At 31.9% G+C, this 22,432-nt stretch carries 23 protein-coding genes and 1 rRNA gene; 7 read left to right on the top strand and 17 right to left on the bottom strand.

Going from position 1 to position 22,432, the window contains the following annotated elements; genetic code table 11:
- The 4 genes from BTJ66_RS08070 to BTJ66_RS08055 form a co-directional block, all read right to left on the bottom strand.
- Positions 1–89 (bottom strand): 16S ribosomal RNA (locus tag BTJ66_RS08070); the annotation flags it as partial.
- A 646-nt stretch (positions 90–735) separates the two neighbouring features.
- Positions 736–1,185 carry a peroxide-responsive transcriptional repressor PerR gene (gene perR, locus BTJ66_RS08065; RefSeq protein ID WP_099090458.1) on the bottom strand — a complete coding sequence of 150 codons (450 nt, stop codon included), beginning with the start codon at positions 1,183–1,185 and terminating at the stop codon, positions 736–738.
- A 95-nt stretch (positions 1,186–1,280) separates the two neighbouring features.
- Positions 1,281–2,231, bottom strand: a complete 951-nt coding sequence (locus BTJ66_RS08060) for a phosphoglycerate dehydrogenase (protein WP_099090457.1) — start codon at positions 2,229–2,231, stop codon at positions 1,281–1,283.
- A 7-nt stretch (positions 2,232–2,238) separates the two neighbouring features.
- Positions 2,239–2,694, bottom strand: a complete 456-nt coding sequence (locus BTJ66_RS08055) for a peroxiredoxin (RefSeq protein WP_099090456.1) — start codon at positions 2,692–2,694, stop codon at positions 2,239–2,241.
- An 82-nt stretch (positions 2,695–2,776) separates the two neighbouring features.
- Here BTJ66_RS08055 and BTJ66_RS08050 point away from each other — a divergent pair, with 82 nt between their 5' ends.
- Positions 2,777–4,066, top strand: a complete 1,290-nt coding sequence (locus BTJ66_RS08050) for a glutamate-1-semialdehyde 2,1-aminomutase (protein ID WP_099090455.1) — start codon at positions 2,777–2,779, stop codon at positions 4,064–4,066.
- 75 nt (positions 4,067–4,141) lie between these two features.
- Positions 4,142–5,236, top strand: a complete 1,095-nt coding sequence (locus BTJ66_RS08045; protein WP_099090454.1) for an FUSC family protein — start codon at positions 4,142–4,144, stop codon at positions 5,234–5,236.
- Between the two features lie 270 nt (positions 5,237–5,506).
- Here the strand turns inward: BTJ66_RS08045 and BTJ66_RS08040 are convergent, their stop codons facing one another.
- From BTJ66_RS08040 to mutY, 3 genes are all read right to left on the bottom strand, one after another.
- Positions 5,507–7,243 (bottom strand): ABC transporter ATP-binding protein, encoded by a 1,737-nt coding sequence (locus BTJ66_RS08040; protein WP_099090453.1) that lies wholly within the window; start codon positions 7,241–7,243, stop codon positions 5,507–5,509.
- A 196-nt stretch (positions 7,244–7,439) separates the two neighbouring features.
- On the bottom strand, positions 7,440–7,982 hold the full coding sequence (ntdP, locus tag BTJ66_RS08035; RefSeq protein ID WP_099090452.1) for a nucleoside tri-diphosphate phosphatase: 543 nt from the start codon (positions 7,980–7,982) through the stop codon (positions 7,440–7,442).
- Positions 7,983–8,049: 67 nt separating this feature from the next.
- Positions 8,050–9,096 carry an A/G-specific adenine glycosylase gene (mutY, locus tag BTJ66_RS08030; RefSeq protein ID WP_099090451.1) on the bottom strand — a complete coding sequence of 349 codons (1,047 nt, stop codon included), beginning with the start codon at positions 9,094–9,096 and terminating at the stop codon, positions 8,050–8,052.
- A gap of 122 nt (positions 9,097–9,218) precedes the next feature.
- Here mutY and BTJ66_RS08025 point away from each other — a divergent pair, with 122 nt between their 5' ends.
- Positions 9,219–10,196 (top strand): metal-dependent hydrolase, encoded by a 978-nt coding sequence (locus BTJ66_RS08025; RefSeq protein ID WP_099090450.1) that lies wholly within the window; start codon positions 9,219–9,221, stop codon positions 10,194–10,196.
- Positions 10,197–10,272: 76 nt separating this feature from the next.
- On the opposite strand, the gene BTJ66_RS08020 is transcribed toward BTJ66_RS08025, so the two are convergent.
- The 7 genes from BTJ66_RS08020 to BTJ66_RS07990 all read right to left on the bottom strand — a co-directional run bounded on the left by BTJ66_RS08020 (position 10,273) and on the right by BTJ66_RS07990 (position 16,263).
- On the bottom strand, positions 10,273–11,100 hold the full coding sequence (locus tag BTJ66_RS08020) for a sugar ABC transporter permease (RefSeq protein WP_099090449.1): 828 nt from the start codon (positions 11,098–11,100) through the stop codon (positions 10,273–10,275).
- A 9-nt stretch (positions 11,101–11,109) separates the two neighbouring features.
- Positions 11,110–12,642: an ATP-binding cassette domain-containing protein gene (locus BTJ66_RS08015; RefSeq protein ID WP_099090448.1), complete on the bottom strand. Its 1,533-nt coding sequence runs from the start codon at positions 12,640–12,642 to the stop codon at positions 11,110–11,112.
- 14 nt (positions 12,643–12,656) lie between these two features.
- Positions 12,657–12,971, bottom strand: coding sequence for a YfhH family protein (locus BTJ66_RS08010; RefSeq protein WP_099090447.1), 315 nt, complete (start codon positions 12,969–12,971; stop codon positions 12,657–12,659).
- Entirely contained in the window at positions 12,940–13,767 is an 828-nt protein-coding gene (recX, locus tag BTJ66_RS08005) for a recombination regulator RecX (RefSeq protein WP_099090446.1), read from the bottom strand. Before recX ends, BTJ66_RS08010 begins: the two co-directional genes overlap by 32 nt.
- Positions 13,768–14,011: 244 nt before the next feature.
- A complete protein-coding gene (gene sgtB / locus BTJ66_RS08000; RefSeq protein ID WP_099090445.1) occupies positions 14,012–14,812 on the bottom strand; it encodes a monofunctional peptidoglycan glycosyltransferase SgtB in 801 nt (266 codons plus the stop codon).
- Between the two features lie 666 nt (positions 14,813–15,478).
- A complete protein-coding gene (locus BTJ66_RS07995) occupies positions 15,479–15,997 on the bottom strand; it encodes a type 1 glutamine amidotransferase domain-containing protein (RefSeq protein WP_099090444.1) in 519 nt (172 codons plus the stop codon).
- A gap of 92 nt (positions 15,998–16,089) precedes the next feature.
- A complete protein-coding gene (locus BTJ66_RS07990) occupies positions 16,090–16,263 on the bottom strand; it encodes an SE1561 family protein (protein WP_099090443.1) in 174 nt (57 codons plus the stop codon).
- A gap of 259 nt (positions 16,264–16,522) precedes the next feature.
- Between BTJ66_RS07990 and yfkAB the strand changes: the two genes are divergently transcribed.
- Positions 16,523–17,677 carry a radical SAM/CxCxxxxC motif protein YfkAB gene (yfkAB, locus tag BTJ66_RS07985; protein WP_161940545.1) on the top strand — a complete coding sequence of 385 codons (1,155 nt, stop codon included), beginning with the start codon at positions 16,523–16,525 and terminating at the stop codon, positions 17,675–17,677.
- Between the two features lie 60 nt (positions 17,678–17,737).
- Here the strand turns inward: yfkAB and BTJ66_RS07980 are convergent, their stop codons facing one another.
- The 3 genes from BTJ66_RS07980 to BTJ66_RS07970 form a co-directional block, all read right to left on the bottom strand.
- Positions 17,738–18,259, bottom strand: coding sequence for an acyl-CoA thioesterase (locus tag BTJ66_RS07980; protein ID WP_099090442.1), 522 nt, complete (start codon positions 18,257–18,259; stop codon positions 17,738–17,740).
- Positions 18,260–18,486: 227 nt separating this feature from the next.
- The gene (locus tag BTJ66_RS07975) at positions 18,487–19,725 is read right to left on the bottom strand and encodes an aminopeptidase (RefSeq protein WP_099090441.1); all 1,239 of its coding nucleotides are present in this window, start codon (positions 19,723–19,725) and stop codon (positions 18,487–18,489) included.
- Between the two features lie 13 nt (positions 19,726–19,738).
- On the bottom strand, positions 19,739–19,942 hold the full coding sequence (locus BTJ66_RS07970) for a DUF1128 family protein (RefSeq protein ID WP_099090440.1): 204 nt from the start codon (positions 19,940–19,942) through the stop codon (positions 19,739–19,741).
- A gap of 134 nt (positions 19,943–20,076) precedes the next feature.
- Between BTJ66_RS07970 and BTJ66_RS07965 the strand changes: the two genes are divergently transcribed.
- The 3 genes from BTJ66_RS07965 (at position 20,077) to BTJ66_RS07955 (ending at position 22,399) form a co-directional block, all read left to right on the top strand.
- Complete coding sequence (locus BTJ66_RS07965) at positions 20,077–20,541, top strand: low molecular weight protein-tyrosine-phosphatase (protein ID WP_099090439.1); 465 nt, start codon at positions 20,077–20,079, stop codon at positions 20,539–20,541.
- Positions 20,542–20,547: 6 nt separating this feature from the next.
- On the top strand, positions 20,548–20,832 hold the full coding sequence (locus BTJ66_RS07960) for a hypothetical protein (protein ID WP_099090438.1): 285 nt from the start codon (positions 20,548–20,550) through the stop codon (positions 20,830–20,832).
- 403 nt (positions 20,833–21,235) lie between these two features.
- Complete coding sequence (locus tag BTJ66_RS07955) at positions 21,236–22,399, top strand: YihY/virulence factor BrkB family protein (RefSeq protein WP_099090437.1); 1,164 nt, start codon at positions 21,236–21,238, stop codon at positions 22,397–22,399.
- The last annotated feature ends 33 nt before the right edge of the window (positions 22,400–22,432 follow it).

Raw genomic sequence — 22,432 nt, 5'->3', positions numbered from 1 at the left:
GGAGCAAGCTCCTTATCTGTTCGCTCGACTTGCATGTATTAGGCACGCCGCCAGCGTTCATCCTGAGCCAGGATCAAACTCTCCATAAATGAATTATGATGTTTGATTAGCTCATAAAATACTAATTAGTGTTATCTCTAACACTTGTTTTGAACCAACAATTTAATGTTGCGTTCGGAATTAACGTTGACATATTGCAATTCAGTTTTCAATGTTCATTAATGTGTTACAAGAATTAATTGTAACATTAAGTTATTGTTAAGTCAATAATAATTTTTCGTTATTTTTTATTAAGTTTGTTGCGTTTTTTAACTCAACATTTAATATTGTATTACCTTTCAACTTTATTAACAAGTATCAAATTTACACTTTTATTACTTTGAATTAAGTTGATAAGTTTTACAGTGCGTCTTGTTTTGACGACTTTTATATAATATCAAGATTATTTAAAACCGTCAATAAAAAAGTGGATCTTTTAAGTTTAATTTTACCATGGGTATTACTAATTAGTTATAATATGTATTTAGTTTTGGTTTAGTGTAAATACATCGTATAATTAATTGCACATTTTGACTATTTTCACATCACAATGATCTACATTTGTGTATTTGCTGATGAATAGTTGCTTTACTTCGCATATAAATAGCAAGGCCTCACTATATATGTAAGACCTTGCTTTCATTAAACGAAATTAATATTTTTTATTCTACATCTTCATTTGCTTCTATATGTTTATTAGTTTTTATCTTGGCAATCTTTACATAACCCATATATTTCCATACGATGATGCGTTACATTAAAATCTGTTACGTGTTGTGCTAATTGTTCCACTTCGTCTAGTTGTGGATAATGGAAGTCTACGATTTTACCACAATTTTCACATATAACATGATAATGATTGTGTGTACTAAAATCAAAGCGACTTGAAGCATCTCCATATGGAAGCTCTTTGACAATACCAATATCTTTGAATACACGTAAATTATTATATATAGTAGCAACACTTATATTTGGAAAATCAGGTGAAAGTGCTTGATAAATTTCATCAGCTGTAGGATGTGTATGAGAAGCAATTAAAAATTTTAGAATTGCCTGTCTCTGTGGTGTAATTCTAATGCCATTATTTCTTAATGAAGCAATCGAATCCTCTAATTGATGCTCAATCGTTTCCAACTCTGCACTCATTCCCCTCACCATCTTTCTATTTAAGAATTATTATTACTTAGTATTAATATAACTGTTCACAAAGGGAATTGTCAATGAACAATGCTATAAACGCATCAATAGCCATTAACTGGATCAACTTCATTCTCAATTAGACCTCTGTTATTGAGAATGGACTCCAGATTTTTCTTGAAGATTTGCGTTACCTCACTTTTATTTTCAGCCCCATTACCAGTGATGTGTGCAGTGATTGTTATGTTATCCAAATTGTAAAGTTCACTACTCGGTTGTAAAGGTTCGTGTTCAAACACATCAATGTATGCATGTCTAATTAAGTTCTTTTGTAGGGCTTCAATTAATATATCTTCTTCAACAATAGTGCCCCTTCCTACATTTATAAAAAGTGCCTCACTACTCATATGTTCAAAGTGTTTTCTTTCAAGTAAATGTACCGTTTCTTTTGTTTCAGGTAACGTGTTCACTATAATGTTTGCATCGTGCAAGATTGCTTTCATTTCATTTATGGCGTATGTTTTATCAAATCCTTCAACAGCATGTCCTGTTGTATTTATACCTAAAACTTCCATTCCCATTATATTCGCTATTCTAGCTGTATATTGTGCTATACTTCCTGTACCTAAAAACAATATTTTTTCACCGCTTACTCGCGAACCAGTAAGCGTGGAATCATAATATTTATTTTTTTGATTAATATAGGAAGTTCTCATTTTTTTATAATTATCTAATATATACGCAAAAATAAATTCCGACATTTGTTTTGCGTGTACGCCTTTACCATTCGTAAGTTTTATCTTATTTTTACTTATATAATTTAATGGTAGTTTATTCACACCTGTAGCATACCAAGCAATCCAAGTTAAGTTAGGGCACTTCTCTAGAAATGATTCATCTAAATTACCATCATATCCAAATAAAATATCTAATGTTCGTCTGTCATCCTCAGCTATATCACTTAAACCAGTACTAAATACAAAATCTACATTGGGAAATGTTTCAGTTAATTCTTTTTCTAAATCGCCCATTCTCATTAGACTAACTGCTTTCATTATATGCTCACCCCAAAATTTGTTTTATTTCATCAATTTGTGTTTTAACCTTAACTTTTTCTATTACATCAATAATTTGACCCATTTCATCTAATACAAATGTTGTTCTTACAATACCCATTGACTCTTTTCCAAATGATTTTTTTAATTGAAAAACGCCCACTCTCTCAGATAATTTATAATCTGTGTCTACTAATAAATCAAAATTCAAATCTAATTTCTCACTAAAATTTTGATGTTTCTTTTTACTATCACCACTTATGCCGAATACACTTGCATTAAGGTCATTAAATAAAGTTATATTATCTCTAAAATCACAAGCTTCTGTAGTACACGTCGGCGTGTTATCTCTTGGATAAAAATACAATATTGCCTTTTTACCTTTAATTGTTTCATTAGTGATTCGTTCACCATCTTGATTTTCTAATTCAAATGACGGGAATTGATCTCCTTTACTTAACATATAACTCACCCTATTTCTTTTTTTTATTAATTTTATGATACGATAATAGGCGTAAATATTAAATTAAAAGAGGTTGATAATAATGAAATTTACTGAAAGTGAAAAACTTCAGAAATTATCTGATGAATACATTTTAGGAGGCGTTAACTCTCCATCCCGCTCATATAAAGCTGTTGGCGGTGGCGCACCAGTCATGATGCGTTCGGGTAAAGGCGCTTATCTGTTTGATGTAGACGGCAATAAATATATAGATTATTTGCAAGCCTATGGTCCAATTATTACTGGTCATGCCCATCCACATATTACGAAAGCAATACAAGAACAGGCTGCTTTAGGCATATTATATGGTACGCCTACAGAATTAGAAATTGAATTTGCCAAAAAATTGCGTGATGCGATCCCCTCATTAGAAAAAATTCGATTTGTAAATTCAGGAACAGAAGCTGTGATGACTACGATTCGAGTGGCTCGTGCATATACAAAACGTAATAAAATAGTTAAATTCGCAGGACAATATCACGGCCATTCTGACTTAGTTTTAGTTGCTGCAGGAAGTGGTCCTTCACAATTAGGGTCTCCTGATTCTGCTGGGGTACCATTGAGTGTTGCTCAAGAAGTTATAACTGTTCCATACAATGATATTGATGCATATAAAGAAGCAATTAATTATTGGGGAGATGAAATTGCAGCGGTACTTGTAGAACCCATTGTTGGTAACTTTGGTATGGTTAAACCACAACCTGGTTTTTTAGAACAAGTAAATGAAATCACCCATAATAATGGAAGTCTTGTCATCTATGACGAAGTTATTACTGCTTTTCGTTTCCATTATGGTGGTGCACAGGATTTATATAATGTTTATCCAGATTTAACTGCTTTTGGTAAAATTGTCGGAGGTGGTCTCCCTATAGGTGGATACGGTGGTAAACAAGAAATTATGGAGCAAGTCGCACCACTGGGGCCAGCATATCAAGCCGGTACAATGGCAGGTAATCCACTTTCAATGAGAGGTGGTATTGCACTATTAGAAGTACTAGAACAAGATGGCGTTTATGAAAAGCTAGATACACTAGGTAAACGTTTAGAAGATGGTTTATTATCATTAATTGAAAAGCATAATATAACCGCAACAGTAAACAGAGTGTATGGCGCACTTACATTATATTTCACAAATGATACAGTCGTTCATTATGATCAAGCTGAAAATTCAGATGGAGAAGCTTTTGCTAAATTCTTCAAATTGATGTTAAATCAAGGTATTAATTTAGCACCATCTAAATTTGAGGCTTGGTTCTTAACTACTGAACATACAGAAGAAGATATCGATACAACTTTAAATGCTGTTGATTATGCGTTTAGCCAAATGAAATAAACTTGAAATTTACTGCTAATAATTGTATAACAAGTATAAACACAATTATTATTAATATATTAAGGAGCGGTACATTTGAAATTAGGAGCTCGTATTCTCAAGACAGGTATAGCCATTATACTTGCTTTGTTTATCGCTTCTCTACTACCTAATGAAGCTGGTTTGAAAGCAATTGCTGGGGTCAGTGCGGTCGTTGCAATGCAGCCTAGTGTATTTCGATCAATTAAAACTGTTTCTGACCAAGCAATAGGTAATGTCTTTGGGGCATTACTTTCTGTAGCAATGGTGACGGTATTCGGAGATAATGTTGTAATTATGGGTGTAACTGTAATATTATTAATTGCTATATTATTCCGCTTCAATTTAGCACATGTTGCTACTTTAGCAAGCGTAACAGCATTAATTATTATGGGACAACACACAGGAGATTTTTATGTTTCTGCATTTTATAGATTTGTACTAGTCATGATTGGTGTGATTAGTTCTTCTGTAGTTAATTTAGTCTTTTTACCACCAAAATTTGAATCAAAGATTTATTACAATTCATTAAATATTTGTTCGGATATATTTGTATGGTTCAAATTAGTATTAAATGATACCTCTGATTATCATCATATCAAAGAAGATAGAGGTGTAATTAGTGGTAGAATTAAAAAATTAGAACAAACTTTTGTTTATTACGAGGAAGAACGACCTTTCACAAAAAAACAAATTTACGCACAAAACAGAAAGAAAATATTATTTAAAGAAGTTGTTAGAAGCACGCGCCTTGCATATGACGTGTTGAAAAAAATGAATCGTTACCAAAACGATTTACACAATTTAAATCATGAATTACTTTTACAAATCAAATTAGAAATTGATACACTTATCGCATATCATGAACAAATATTTATTAGTCTTTCAAAAAAAGCGAGATACGATGTAGGACAATTTGATAACCAAATTGAAAATCCACAAAAAAAAGATTTGATGGATGCCTTCCAAAAAGAAATTATAAAAAATCCCTATCAAACTGCATATTCATACGCTAATATTATGCAAATCATTTCGGCAATTGAAGAATACCGTTATACATTAGAACATTTAGACAGATTACGTATTAGCTTCTTCTCTTATCATAATAACGATAATGAAATTGATATCTTAGATGAGGACTTCGATTTATAACTTCTACCGTATAGACCAACTTCTATTTGTGGTCTATACGGTTTTATTTTATCAAATTTAATATGATATGGTGGAATGACAATATCTTACTGACACAAAGCTAAATTAATTCACCAAAGGCCAAACAATTTTAGAAAATTAAAAAAGCGAGACTAGCATCAAATATTTCAAATTTGATTGCTTGTCTCGCTTTTTCTATTATTAATGCTATTTAAATTTCTAATTTACTGTTTATACACTTTTTTAACTTTCGCTCATGTAAAAAATGGTTTATAAATTTTGAATACTATATAAGCGATTGTATGCTCCTTTTTTAGCTAACAATGCTTCATGTGATCCTGTTTCCACGATTTCACCATTTTCTACAACTACAATTTTATCAGCATGTGTGATTGTAGACAATCTGTGGGCAACGATTAATGTAGTTCTATTTTCACTTAAGACCGTTAAAGCTTCTTGAATGATAGATTCACTTTCTAAGTCCAGTGCACTAGTTGCTTCATCTAAGATAATAATCGGAGGATTATTCAAGAAGATACGTGCGATGGATACACGTTGTTTTTGTCCGCCTGAGAGTTTTACGCCTCTTTCGCCAACTTCAGTGTCATATCCATCTGCAAGGTCCATAATAAAGTCGTGAGCATTTGCCATTTTTGCCGCATTGATCACTTCTTCATCTGTTGCATCAGGTCTCCCTAATAAGATATTTTCTTTAATGGTATCTGAGAATAAGATATTGTCTTGTTGCACTAAGCCTATTTGATTTCTTAAACTTCCGGTTAAATAAGACTTGATGTTCGTACCATCTATCTCAATGACACCTTCAGAAACATCATAGAATCTAGGAATAAGATTAATCAGAGTAGATTTACCGCCACCACTCATACCAACAAAGGCTACAGTCTCACCTTTATTAATTTCTAAATTAATGTTACTAAGAATAGTAGCTTCTTCTGAATTATATTTAAAACTTACATCTTTTAACTCGATATGCCCTTCTTTAATTTCAATTGGTAATGCACCTTTTTTATTTTTAATATCATAACCTTCATCCATTAATTGGAAGACACGATCCATGGATGCAAAACTTTGCGTTAACGTTGTAAATGAAGACACTAATCTACGCAAAGGGCCGAATAATTGTTCAAGGTAACCAACAAATGCAGCTAATGTTCCTACTGTTATAGAACCATTAATTGCTAAATAAGCGCCTGAACCTATGACGATTAATGGTCCTATATCTGTTACTGTATTGATTGCTGAAAATGAATAAGCATTCCAACGCGTATGATTAAACGCTTTTTGTAAGAAGTTTTGGTTATGTTTATCAAAATTCTGAGCTTCATTATCTTCAATTGCAAAGCTTTTAATCACAGACATCCCCTGAACACGCTCATGTAAAAACCCTTGAACTTCTGCTAATGCCTGTGATCTCTTTCTTGTTAGGTTTCTTAAGCGCCCAAAGAAGAAGTAAACTGTCAATATATAAACAGGGAAAATCACTAATGCAGCTAGCGTCAGTTTTACGTTTAGATAAAACATAATTGTCAGTGCAATAAGAATTGTTATACAGTCTAGCCATATATTCATTAACCCAGTTAAAATGAAGTCTTTAGTCTGTTCGACGTCATTAATCACTCTTGAAATAACCTGTCCCACTTGATTATTGGCATAAAAGCGTGCACTTAATGCTTGTAAATGATTGTACAATTTTTTACGTATGTCGTATAAAATCTTGTTGCTTGTCCATTGAGCTAAATACTGTCTTAAAAATTCAATTGGTGGTCTAACAATTACAAAGATAAATACTGCAATGCCTAATGCAATACTTAATCTTGTGAATTTTTCTTCTGCTGTAATCGCTCCATTATTTATAATATCGTCAATGACGTACTTTATTAATAATGGGATTAACATTGGGATACCAAATTTTAAAATACCGACAAGTATTGTAGCAATGATTCGCCATTTATATGGTTTTACAAATTGTATATATCTCCGAATCATAAAATTTATTCCTCCCCACACATATTCACAAATGAAACAGCCTTCGTTGAACTTCAACGAGGCTGTTATAAACATGTTTATCTATGTCTGCTGTTTCACTTGCACATATCATTTTTAAAATCAAAGCCATTTTAACTTCTACTTATTACACCCATACAACTATATAGGATATTGAAATTAAAAACATTAAATGTGCTTAATAATTTCTTATTTTTTTATATCGTTCACGCCAAACTTTTATAAAGTCAGGAGCGAATGGACCTTTCTTCTGCTCAATCCATTGTTGTAATATATCTACATTTCTTCTTAAAATCACATCAATGTCCGATGAATAATTCATCTGTTTCATATGTTGTTCATATTCATCTTCGTCTAATAAATGATATTTGCCATTCGGATATACTTTAATATCTAAATCATAATCAATATATTTTAATGCTTCGTCATCACAAACAAATGGCGAAGATAAATTACAATAGTAATAAACACCATCTTCTCTAAACATACATATCACATTAAACCAAAATTCTGAGTGGAAATATACAATTGCTGGTTCTCGTGTAATCCACGTACGACTATCACTTTCTGTGACAAGCGTGTGATCATTTCCACCTATTACAACATGTTCCGTACCCTTTAATATAGTAGTTTCAGACCAAACACGATGAATATTCCCATCATGTTTATAACTTTGAATCTTTATTGTCTGACCTTCTTTAGGTATGGATTCTTTTACCATGCTCCACACCACCTTTTCTTAATTTCACATTACAAATTATAACATATCTAAGTAGTCTACACCGAGTCTATGAATGTGTTAGTAAAAATTTATATATTTTAGTCATACTCACCGGAAAATTATAATCTTCTTTCTCATCCATATTCATCCACTTCATATTTTCAGGTAACCTAACATCATTCTTATTAATAGTGGTTTTTGCAAAATAAACTTCAATATCCCAAGTTATGTGGGTGAATTGATGTTTCAATTTATAAGCAGGTTGATCTCTAAATTGAATATGCGTACCGAGAACTGAATTAATTTGGTTTTCTTCAGTTGCTTCGAACATTGGAAATTCCCACATATTATTCAATAATTTTTGCATACGTTTTTCAATTAGTATTTCATTATTTATAGTTTTAATGATATAAACATGTTGCTTTATACGTTTCTTTTTAACCTTAGTCGTTTTTACAGGTAATGTTTCAACCGTACCATTTGAAAATGCTTCACAATGTTCTTGCACTGGACAAAATAAGCATAACGCATTTTTGGGCGTACAAACGAGTGCACCTAATTCCATCATCGCTTGATTAAACGTACCAGAATCACTTTCAACATATGGCTGTAATTCTGTCTCAAACGCCTTTCTTGTGGATTGTAACTTAATATCTCGTACATCATTATTTAACCTCGACCAAACTCTAAATACATTCCCATCTACAGTCGCTAGTGGTAAATTATAGGCGATACTCATCACAGCCGCTTGTGTATATGGCCCCACTCCCTTTAACTTGCCAAAAATTTCCGGGCTTTGGGGCACTTCTCCATTATAATTATGATGAACATCTTGAATAGCGTTATGAAAATTTCTAGCTCTACTGTAATAGCCAAGTCCCTCCCAGTATTTAAGCACTTCATCTTCATGTGCTTTACTGAGCTCAGAAACTGTAGGAAATCGCTCAATAAATCTGTGATAATAATCGATTACCGTTTTCACTTGTGTCTGTTGGAGCATGACCTCACTTAACCAAATATAATAAGGGTTTGAAGTATCTCTCCAAGGCATCTCGCGTTGATTTTTGTTAAACCAATCGATGAGATTATTTTTGAATTTTGATTCATTCAACATATAGCACATCTCTTTCTATTATTTTCTAAGTATTTCTATAGTATAATGTAGTGTGTTAATTTAAATATTGCGCATATTAGATTATAATGAATATATTAAAGATATGAAATGAGTGAATACTTATGGATACAGGAACGCATATAGTCATGGGTATCGGACTCACAGCATTAGCTACCCAAGACCCTGCCATGACGGGATCCTTTGTAGCCACTGCTACTACATTAGTAGTTGGCTCATTAATTCCGGATGGTGACACCGTTTTTAAATTAAAAGATAATGCTACATATATATCAAATCATAGAGGAATTACACATTCAATCCCTTTCACTATTTTATGGCCATTATTAATTACACTGTTAATATTTACTTTCTTCAAAAATGTAGATACAACCCATGTGTGGTTATGGGCGCAACTTGCAGTATTTCTTCATGTATTCGTTGATATATTTAATTCTTATGGTACTCAAGCACTTAGACCCATTACAAATAAATGGATTCAACTGAGTGTGATTAATACTTTTGACCCCATTATTTTTATATTATGGTGCCTTGGTATATTATTGTGGATTGTCGGTATACATCCTTACCTCGCATTTTTCCCAATCATTGGAATACTTGTAGTATATTATATGATTCGCTTCAGAATGCAAGCAATTATTAAACAACAAGCATTAAAACAAATCAAACAAGAACACAATCCTGTAAAAGTGTTTGTTGCGCCAACGATTCGCTTCATGCAATGGCGCGTTGCAGTTCAAACTGAAGAACATGATTATGTCGGGCGGAGTTATGGTAGAAATATCGTATTTAGTGATAAATCCAAGCGACACCCGTTCCCTAGTAACGATTTAATGCAATATGTCAAAGATGATAAAAATATTAAAACATTTCTTAATTTCTCATCTATATATCGCTGGCAATCACGAAGACTAGATGATGATACTACAGAAATTAGGTTAATTGATTTACGATATTTAAAGAATGGTCATTACTCATTTGTTGCAATAGCACATCTAGATGAAAATATGACTATCGATCATTCATATATTGGTTGGGTATTTAGCGAAGAAAAATTACAGCGTAAACTATTTGCTAGGTAAGATAATTAAAAAATGGAGGCACACGTTATTAATAACGTATGCCTCCATTTTTTTGCTATTTAACTGTCACTTGCTATTATTCATCTGATTTATAATCTTGTTCATCAGACCTATGTTCCGATACTTGCTGTGTATGGTTCATAGCATATGCATATTTTTTATGTGCTATATATCTATATAATGCATAAATAATTACACATAATATAGCTAAGCATAATATATAATATATATGATGCGGAATGTTATTTAGACTTAGTGCTCCTAATACAACAGACTGTGAAATACCTTCAATTAAATAATATAAAGGGTTCAACATTAAAATGTGCACGATTAAGGTTGTATTGGTATTTGGTATAAACACAATTGGAACAATAAAAAACATAATGATACTTACTACAAAATAAGTCATATTCAACTTGTTTTGCATAATAGCAATTAGACCCAGTAACGTAGAAATAACTACCATAAATATTATAGACATAACAACAAAGAATAATATTGATAGTATAGAACTTTCAATATTAACTGGTGTAGCTAATACAATCATCACAAGTGATATGAACATTGTTAAGCCGAAGAGCAGTGCTATAATCACATTTTGGAAAATTGGATTCAAATTGAATAACTTACCAGTAAAATAGTCATGTTTAAATGTATTATAACTTTGATATATGGCAATCCACATATATGCAAAACTTGTAACTGCAGCTAACCTAAAAAAACCACGTGCTTGTTTAATTTCTTCGATACCATTCATATTAAAAATCATCATCATTATTAGCAGCACGATTGCACTTGCTATGAATGGTATTACCAGCCACATCCATTTTGGCTTCAAACGATGATACGCATGTTTAATGAGATATGGTGTATTTATAAAATAGCTAATTATACTGTCAATCATTTTTTACACCTACAATTCAATATAAATCCATTTATTATTTTTCAAATCTGCCATAAAGTAACCATCATCAGATTTAGAAATCCAAAAATTACTTTCAATATTAAATTTATCTTTTAATTCTTTTTTATCTTTCATTGGAATTGTAAATCCAATTAATTTATTTTGATCATTAAATAGCATTGATATTGGCTGTTGAACAATTGGTACAATAAAACGATCATCTTTACCTTCTTCGGGCACTAACGAGTCAATTACTGTGCTATGTTTCTTATGCAAATGACTGTTGAAGAATTCATAATAATTACTATAATTATTATGCATATATGGAGCTAGTGCGCTTGCACTATGTTCTTCAAACAGACTTGCGGGATCAAAATAGCGTAATTTATTTTTAGCTACTTTATAGTTTTTGTTATCAATATCAATTCGATAATTTTTAGTGTTTTCTCCTGTTATTGTGACAAAAGCATATTTATTTGCTTTTATCTTTTTACCATTCGCCATATTTTCTAAACTTATAGCCCTATCTAGTACAATGCCATAGGCTAGTTTTTCTTCATATGGGTTCTTTTGTTGATTTTGAATTGTTGCTTGATCATCATTCTTTCCTATTTCAAGCTTACCTAAATCATTAAACATTAGTAACGCCATTATAATCATACCTATAAAAAATACAGTTAATAATGTCCAGAAACGGACAAGTGCTATTGGAGGTTTGGCATGATTGTAGCGTTCAATACGTTTAAAATTATATGTTAATTCGGGCATCCTGGTTCTACTTTTTTTCCAATCGACATCAAAATTAGTTATTTCTTCTTCAGTCGATAAAGATAGGCGATCCTTTTCATGTTCTTTAAACACAGGTAGTACTTGTTTAAGCGACCCTTCCATTCTGAGCTGACCGTGTGAAATCCACGCGATATAATTACTCGCACGTGTAATGCGTTCTATATTATCATCAATCAGCACGATGGTTAAATTTTCATTTATGTATTCATTAGTGAGTTCTATCGCTTTATCAAAAAAAATATCATCTAAATAGCTTAATATTTGATTCATAACAATAATACTTGCTTTCGATGTTCTTGCTAACGTAAATTGCAGTCTCGCGTATGCCTCATCTGTTAAATCTTTTATCGCCAAGCTTGTCTCATCTTGTAGATGGGCAAATTTAATAATTTGTTCGAGTTTATGATCAGATGTTTTATAAGGAAATAAGGTGATTGCACTTTTTACATAATCTACTACTGTTGTAGATTGAAGTGCTTTATCTTCAATATCTGCAAAAAATATATCCTTTTTTCTAACAACTTTTCCCTTATCTGGACTAATCTCACCACTTAATAAGCGTCCCACCAAAGATTTAGATGAATCGACTTCACCAATAATTCCTAGCGCTTCACCTTGATAGATATGTAGATTAATATTATTTAATTCAATATCATCTGCATCATATCCGAATGGTTGATACCATTTTTCAGATTTTTTATTTCTATAATAATGAGTTACATTGAGTAACTTTAATATAATTGAACTACCCATCTATCGTCATCCTTCTATAATTTTAATAATGCAATTGGTAAACCTTCTTCAGGTTCTGCACTTTTTATTCTAAAGCCCCAAGCAAACACACCTTTTAAACGTTCAACTTTAAAATAATTCTCAGTTCCATCATTCAATTTATAAATTCTACCGATTTCTATTTTTGTTCTATCTACAAGGTAGCTTTCTGCGATGATGACTTTACTTTGATAAACATCGTATTCGTTTAATATACCATTCATCTCTGCTTTTCTCATTTTTTCTTTATAGCCTTGAATCTCGTGACGTAATTCTCCTTCACTCATTTCCCTCAATTTTTTCTGTTCCATCTACAATACCACTCTCTTCTAATTTGACTTTAATTTTATCATATTTATAGCCTTTTCTCATAAGCGCTTCTATCGTTTTATTAATTAATTTTCTACCTGAAAATTTTCTTGAATATTTATTATATACCTTTTCTAATTCTTGTTGTAATAACTCATCTAGTTCTTCTTCAGGTTGGGAAAAATCCATTTCATCCATGACTGCTTTTATAATTTCAAAAGAAAAGCCTTTTTGCATTAATGACTGTGTCAATTTCTCTTTTCTCTTAATTTCAGGACCTTTTTTCTGTCTTAAAATTTTATTTGCAACTTTAATGATATCTTCCATTGGTTGTTCAAACTCATATTTTTCGGCATACGCATCAATCAGTGTCTGCTCAACACCAGCGTCTTTTAATTTTTGTTTAAAGATGCCAGATCCTTTATCCGTCGTTTGAATCATAGTATTTTTTAAACTATTTGCGTAATCTTCATGATCAATTAATCGTTGATCATGACAATAATCAATGACACTTGCAATAACAGACTCAGAAATTTCCTTTTTTTGTAGATGTTGAATCACTTCGTGATCAGTTCTCTTCCTATATGATAAAAATTGAATTGCTATATTCACAGCTTGTCTATATTGGTCATAGCTTTGAATTTTTTCCATGTCAGCCGCATCGACAATTTGATCCTTTTTAAGATTGAAATGGACATAAGTATCCATATCGATACCCATTTCAAATTCGCCATCTAAATATAAATTAAAGCGTTCTTTATTCTTCTTTTGTACTTCTATTTTCGTAATTTTAGGCATTTTACTCACTCCACTTATAAGGATAACGTATATTGTTTGTTATTGGAATCATAGTGTCTAGTATATTAATAATTGATTTTAATTTATATTGTTGTTTCAAAAATCAGTTCAAGAAAAAAGAGTGCGCATACAAAATCAATCATGGTTTTGATTTCGTATCCACACTCTTTTTAATTTGATTACGCTATTTCAATTTAACGTTTAAGTTTACTGCAAGGCTGCTAGAAATGAAAATCAATCACGGCTAAACACCTAATTCTTGTATTGCAGTTTCGTATTGATCATTTGAGATATAATCTTGTTGCTTCATTTTTTCTAAATCAGTTTTAACACGATTAACAAAGTTGTCTGACATATCATTTATGTCATAGACACTTGGTGCATTTATCTTACTTGCTAATATCGCACTTTGTAATACCGATATTTGAGGCAAATTAGAATTGTTTTTGTCAGTTGTTGCTCCAAAATAGTGATTAGCAGCAGATTCAATTGTGTATTGATCACTACCATAATATATATTGTTCATATAAAAACTTAAGATTTCATTCTTATCATATTCTTTTTCTACTCTGTGTGCGACAAATAATTCTTTAATCTTTCTAGTAAGTGACTGCTCATTATCGTAGTAATAGTTTTTAACTACTTGTTGCGTTATCGTACTCCCGCCTTGTACATGCTTATCACTCAACGTTGAAAATAGTGCACGTGATGTTCCTTTTACATCAAACCCATGATGTTTGTAAAAACGTTCATCCTCCATAGCTATAAATGCACCTTTTGTATAATCAGGCATATTTGAAGCTGAAACAAATGATTCTTTTTCTGTTATATTTTTTAATTCATCTGTATCTGCTCTAAGAGACAATGCATATATAACTCCGAGTATAATACCAATAATAATTAAAATAGGTATGAGTAACTTTAAAATGATGCCTTTACCTTTTTTCTTTTTCTGTGGTTTATTTACAGGTTTAAAATACGTATTATGATGCAATTTATTTGAGTCATTTGGATTATATTGTTTATAACGATCGCTTCTTTTCATGCGGTAGCTCCTTTATGTTGCTCTCATATCATTATAAGTGAGTTTATCAATAGTTTAAATGTTTATCTATACCTAAATGTAAAAATCAGTCCTAGGGTGTATGAATGACTCATTAAGAAGTTTTATAAACATATAAAAGCGTTCAGAATTTCATCGAAAAACTTTATTTGACATATTTATTCTAATTCTCTGTCCCGCTATGTAACAAAAATTAGGCGAAATATAAATATTCCTTACTAAAAACTAACGTTTATTTCTATAGAAATAAATTAAAAATTGACGTTTTTCTTTCTTGATATATCATTATTAGGGATTAAACATGGACTTTTCATTGGTAGCGTATATTGAGTCGTGTTCTAAGTTTTATATATAAGACACTTGATTAATTTAGTTTAGTCAAATTTATTAATTTATACGACTTTTTTGAATATAAATATATTATACCGATTTTGTATCGTTCTGACGCCCAGGAAACCGTATGAATGAGCGTCTATAGGATCAAACCATACTCCTATATAAGCATATAAGGCAAAAATCATAAGATTTAAAATACAAAAATGACTAATCCATTTTTACGTGGATTAGCCATTTATTGATTTGAGAATAATTATTTAATTACTAAGCGCTCATAATCATTATCTATAAAAGTGAGTTAATTATTATTAATTAACCATTTAATTGATTTACAATTTCTCTATTAAAATCATCTAAATCATCTGGTGTACGGCTTGTAACAATGTTTTTATCCACTACTACCGACTCATCAACTACTTGTGCGCCAGCATTTGCTAAATCTTTACGCACATTTAATACAGCAGTGAGTGTACGTCCATTTAAATCATCTGTATCGATTAATATTTGTGGACCATGGCAAATTGCGAATGTTGGTACATCATTTTTAGTGAAGTACTTAGCAAAAGTACCGTATCTACCTTCTGAATCACCACGTAAATGGTCAGGAGAAAAACCACCAGGAATTAATAATCCATCGTAATCTTCAGGTTTTGCGTCAGCAATACTAACGTCTACTACAGCTTTTGCTCCGTGTTTACCTACAACTTCACTGTTCGCTTGATCACCAATAACAACTGTTTCATGTCCCGCTTCTTCAATTGCTTCTTTAGGACTTGTTAATTCGATATCTTCAAATTCATTTGTTACTATGATTGCTACTTTTTTAGCCATTAATAATCACCTTTCTCTATTTACGTTCTATATATTATATAGACTAAATATGAAAGTTTAAACATAGCCTCTATATAGTATGACTATCTCAACTATTCTTCCGTTGATGTTGAAACAGTTTTAACTTTTTCTTCGAGTTGATCAAGCAATCCAATCCATTCATCGATATCTTCTACACTTACTTCATCTGGGTTTACGTGATCAATATCTTCAATAAATTTCTCTAACCTAGTTCTAATTTGATCAATTGTTTGATTTTCATTCATTTTAATAATGACTCCTTTTTATAAGATACTATCATCCTAACAGGATTTGACAAATTTTGGTATAGTCTTAATAATATTAAAGTGAATTGTTAGATGTATGATATGAATTGTTGAACTAATTAAATGTACTCTGCATAGATAAAACGGTTTTTCAACTTTTAATAATTGCCTTTTATCCCTGTCACTTATCATAAATGCAAACATATCGTTCAGTTAGTACGCAAAAAGATTAAAGTAAATAAAAAAGGAAGTTAAAATTATGTTGAATTTGCATGCATCAAATATAAAAAAACCAATTTCAATTAACAACGACCCGTGGGAAGCATATAATGATATGCAAAAACATCAGCGTTTAACATTGAGTAATATAGAATTCACTACAACGAATTTATGTAATATGCGTTGTAGTCACTGTGCAGTAGGTTATACGCTTCAAACTGCTGACCCCGATCCATTACCAATGGATTTAATCTATCGCCGTTTAGATGAAATTCCTGATCTTAAAACCATGTCTATTACAGGCGGTGAGCCTATGTTTTCCAAAAAATCTATTAGAAATGTCGTCAAACCATTATTAAAATATGCATATCATCGAGGTATCTATGTACAAATGAATTCTAATTTGACATTACCTTTAGATCGTTATTTAGATATCGCTGAATATATTGATGTGATGCATATTTCACATAATTGGGGTACAATTGATGAATTTACAGATGTTGGCTTTGGCGCCATGGATAAGCAACCACCATTAAAAGCGAAATTGAAGCTTTATGATCAAATGTTAACCAATTCTAGCACCTTATCTCAACAAGGTATGTTTATTTCTGCTGAAACAATGTTAAATCAAAGTACAGTGCCTCATCTTGAAAAAATACATAAAGAAATCGTCCATGATATGAAGTGTCAAAGACATGAAATTCACCCAATGTATCCTGCCGATTTTGCCAGCCAACTAGAAGTTCTTTCACTTAAAGATATGAAATCAGCTATTCATCATATATTGGATATTCGTGATCCAGATTTATGGATGCTCTTTGGTACTTTACCAATTTATCCATGTATCAATGATGAAAATGATCAAGCATTATTACAAAGACTTCGAGACACTCCAAAAGTATCAATGAGAAACGATCCAGATGGCAGAAATAGGCTAAATGTTAATGTTTTTACCGGAAACGTGATTGTTACCGACTTTGGTGATGAAAACGGCACGATTTCTAATATTAAGAACGATAAATTACCAGATGTTTTTAACCATTGGCTGTCATCTCCTTTAGCACAAGCACTTAATTGTCATTGTTCCGAATTCAGTTGTCTCGGACCAAATGTACTTGTTAAGAACATGTATTATCCAAATACAGATTTTAAGGAAAATGAACAACGCATGCATCGTTTATTTTCAATGACATAAATGAAAAGCGAAAGTTGAACTATTAATCTAAGGGATTAATTGGACAGCTTTCGCTTTATTTTATTTTGGATTTTGAACACTTGATAAGAACTCTATTGTTTCCTTGCTTTCTTGTCTACGTTCTTTTCTACGTTTCACACGTGCAGGTGCCGAATGATGGAACCATTTTTCCGTTTCTGTTTCAGGATATACATGTGGTACTTCTTTCGGCTTGCCATTGTCATCTAATGCCACAAAAGTTAAAAAGCTCAGCGCTGCTAGATGTCGTTCACTTTTAACAATATCTTCAATAATAATTTGTACACAAACTTCCATCGATGACTTACCTGCATAAGACACCATTGCCTCATAAGAAACGATATCTCCTGTTTTAATTGGCTTTAAAAAATCTACCGAATCCGTTGATGCAGTAACAACTTGTGAATTACTATGTTTTGTTGCTGTAATAGCAGAAATTTCATCTACATTAGCCATCAACATACCACCAAACATCGTATGTAGATGGTTTGTATCTTGCGGAAATACTTGTCTTTCTTTAATACTTCTGGATTCCGACATTGCTTTACTTGCTACATTTCCCATAATTTTATCTCCCTTGTAAGTTCTAAATAACATAAACTAAGGAGCGAGGCAGAAATCAGAATGTACTTGATTTCATTAAGCTCGCTCCGCCTTAAATAACACAATATATTTGACTTCTAATGAAAAGGTATTAATTTTAAAAAAATATGAAACTACACCTGTATAAGTTACAAATAGATATTAACACATACTTTGATCTATAAGTCCAAAATGAGATACCTTACACTTTATTTTGACCAATTACCATTTTCGAATACAAGTTCCTTTTCATCATTTTGTGTTATTCCATAAATCGTTAAATCGGGACTTCCTATCATAAAGTCTACATGTATCAATGAATCATTTAATCCATGAGCTAATTTTTGTTCAGTCGTCATTTCTGTACCACCCTCAACATTAAATCCATATGCTGAACCTAGTGCAATATGACAAGACGCATTTTCATCAAACAGCGTGTTGTAAAAAATAGTATTACGATTTGATATTGGCGAATCATCAGGTACAAGTGCTACTTCTCCAAGTCTTCTAGCCCCCTCATCTGTACTCAATAAATCTCTTAACACTTCTTCCCCTTGATCTGCTTTAAAATCAACAACCGCACCATCTTCAAAAGTTAATGTAAATCCATCAATGATATTACCATTATGACTTAATGGTAATTTATTTGTGACATAGCCATTCACCTTTAAGCGATGTGGTGCAGTGAATACTTCTTCGGTAGGTATGTTTGCAACAAACGCCTGCCCCTCACTCGTATAACTCGTAGCATCTTCCCAAATATGTCCTTCTGGTAATCCGATGACCAAATCTGTACCTTCTGAAACATAGTGTAGCGCTTTATAATTTTTTTCTTGTAATTTATGTGCATGTATACTCAAATTTTCAACATGCTTTTTCCAATTTTCAACTGGATTGTTGCCATCTACGCGTACGATATCTAATACTTCATCGATAAACTGACTGTATGCTGCTTCCTCAGTTAAATCAGGATATACACGTCTTGCCCAAGCTTTTGAAGGATATGCAGCCACGCACCAAGGAAATTGGTTTTTTTGGCTGGCTTCCATATAACCTTTGTAGGCAGTTGAATACTGTCTTTGATATGTAGAAAGTTTATCACTATCAATACCATTTAATAAATCTGGATCTTGTGTGATTAAGGCTAGGTTGGCTGCACCTCGTTGAACATAGTCCATACGTTTTTCAACTTCATAAGATTTAACTGCATCATATTCAAAGTATTCTACAGACTCATGTTCAAATATTAAACGTGTTAATCTGTCATCACTATATTCCACCTTAACATCCGATGCACCACGTTTATATGCTGCTTCTACTATGTAATGTGTCAATTCTAATGCATCAACACTAGCTCGAATAAATACAGGTTGATTCTTTTGTACATTCATACCGACGCCGACTAATAATTCGGCATATTGTTGAAGCTTGTCTTGTAATTGTGTCATAGATTTGCTCCTCTTATTTACGAATTTGGCCAAGCGCATCTGCGATTGCAGAAGCTTCACTTGGTGTAAATGACGCTTTTGATGTTACATATTCATGTATCTCACGAATTTCTTGCTCGTCTGCAGATTTATATTTGTCAGGGTCAATTAGACTTTGATTTACAAGATTCAATCTATCTCTTATATCTTCTATCATCTGCTCTATATTTTTTGCCACAAAAATCACCTCTTTTTCAATTTATTCTACCAAATTTACGTATCTTGTAAAACTTTTATGACAATAGCCCTTTTGTAATGATTAAAAAAGCTTTAAAATGGGAATAAGGATTATATAAATTTGGAGGTACGCAAATGATTACAGTAGCATTCGTATGTTTAGGAAATATTTGTCGTTCACCAATGGCGGAAGCGATTATGCGACAAAAATTACTAGATAGAAACATAGAAGATATTAAGGTTACCTCTAGAGGGACTGGCAAATGGAACTTAGGCGAGCCACCTCATGAAGGTACACAAGCCATTCTCACTGAACACGATATACCCTTTGACGGTATGATTAGTGAATTGTTTGAGTCAGATGATGACTTTGATTACATTATAGCAATGGATCAAAGCAACGTTGATAATATTAAACAAATCAATCCTAATATTAGCGGTCACTTGTATAAATTGTTAGAATTTAGTGATATGAGCGAAACAGATGTACCGGATCCTTATTATACAAATAATTTCGAAGGCGTTTATAAAATGGTACAATCATCTTGTGATAATTTAATAAATTTTATAATTAAAGATGCAAATTTAAGAGAGGGGTAACACATCATGCAAAACAAATTAATTCCAGGAATTTTATTAGGTGCCGTAATAGGAGGCGCAGCAACACTAGCAGATAAATCGACACGTCAATCATTAAAACAATCTATAAAAGATAGAAAAGAAGGCAACCGTTCGCAAAAACCTTCTGCTATCAATAATATAAAAGATGAAGTCTTTTATTGGAAAGATGTTGTAGAAGAAATCAGACGTAACAACCCAGAATTAGAACGTTCACTAAAAGATGCCAAAAATACTTTTGTAGATCGAAAAAACAATCGTTTAAACAACTAATTTTACAGATTATTGGTGTTCAAACACAAGTTACAATATATGATTTATGAGCCTGGGATGTAAGATATATCTCAGGCTCTATCATTATATTGTTGTTACATGACCTTATTTATATAAATTTTTAGTGCTTGATACTTTCTATTAATGTGGTCGTGACATATATATTAGGTGTTTATTCACTCGTACATTTTCTAGTATTTTATATTGTATTTAGACTTCAATAATATTTAATTCAGTTGTATTTCTAACTATATCTATAAATAGATAAATGTTTCACTATTTTTTACGAATTTAATTATTTACCTTTTCAGAAAGAAAATAGCATAACATATTTACCTAAACCACATTTTAAAGTATATTAAACTGTATCATTGAAAATATCAATACATAAGGAGAATTAGATATGTCTAAAAAAGATAAAACTACTTCTAACTTTTTGAATGAAGCCAAAAGTGTAGAAGAAAGTGAAAAACAATCTAATGAAACAAACGGTGAACAAATTGAACGTGATCGTACATATATTACGCCTGATGAATTTAAATCTAAGTCACCAAAGAAAGACAACCAAGCATTTTTTGTCTCACGTATCAATAAACCAGCAAAGTATACAAAAGATTCGAATTTTTTCTCATATCTTGTATATAGAATAGGTAAAGATGATGCATCGGGTTTATCCGCACAGTTATCATATTATTTCATGTTATCCTTATTCCCAATGCTACTATTCTTGCTATCAATCGTACCCGTTGTGGGTGTGAAACAGTCAACTATCAGGGATTTAATCAAGGAACATGTGCCATCTGATTATGCAACACAAGTATCAAGTATCATCGGAGATATTATGGATAATGCCAGTGGTGGCTTACTATCTATCGGGTTAATCGCTGCGTTATGGTCTGCATCCAACGGTATGACTGCATTAATGAATTCGTTTAATGTTGCTTATGATGTAGAAGATAGTAGAAACTTTGTCGTTTCTAAACTATATAGTGTATTATTCACACTTGCAATGATTGTCGTTATGCCAGTTGCACTTGTTTTACCTACGTTTGGCCAACAAATTGGTGACCTATTATTTGGCCCAATCGGTCTAGGTGATCAAGTGAAATGGATCTTTGATACAGTACGTTTTGTATTACCTGTAATTGTCGTTCTTATTGCGTTCATGGTGTTATACACGTTAGCACCAAATGTTAAAATCAAGCTCATGTCTGTCATTCCAGGCGCTATATTTGCAACGATTGTCTTTTTAGGTGGATCTTATTTATTTTCAATCTACATTTCAAACTTTGCTAATTACTCCAAAACATATGGTAGTATTGCAGGTATTATCATCTTGATGTTATGGCTATACATCACAGGCTTTATTATCATCATTGGTGCTGAAATCAATGCCATCTTCCATCAACGTAAAATCGTATCAGGCAAAACACCTGAAGAGCAAACACTAGAAGATATTGAACATAATAAAAATACATCTATTGCTGATAATGATTATTCTAAAGACGAAGATGATTCCTTAAACAATGCAAAGCAAACTCATGATACATCTATTAATAAAGGTTAATTGCATTCAAACATCCCATAAACAATTTGTTTA

The sequence above is a fragment of the Staphylococcus edaphicus genome (assembly GCF_002614725.1).
Taxonomy (GTDB): domain Bacteria; phylum Bacillota; class Bacilli; order Staphylococcales; family Staphylococcaceae; genus Staphylococcus; species Staphylococcus edaphicus.
This window is presented reverse-complemented; position numbering and strand designations above follow the sequence as displayed.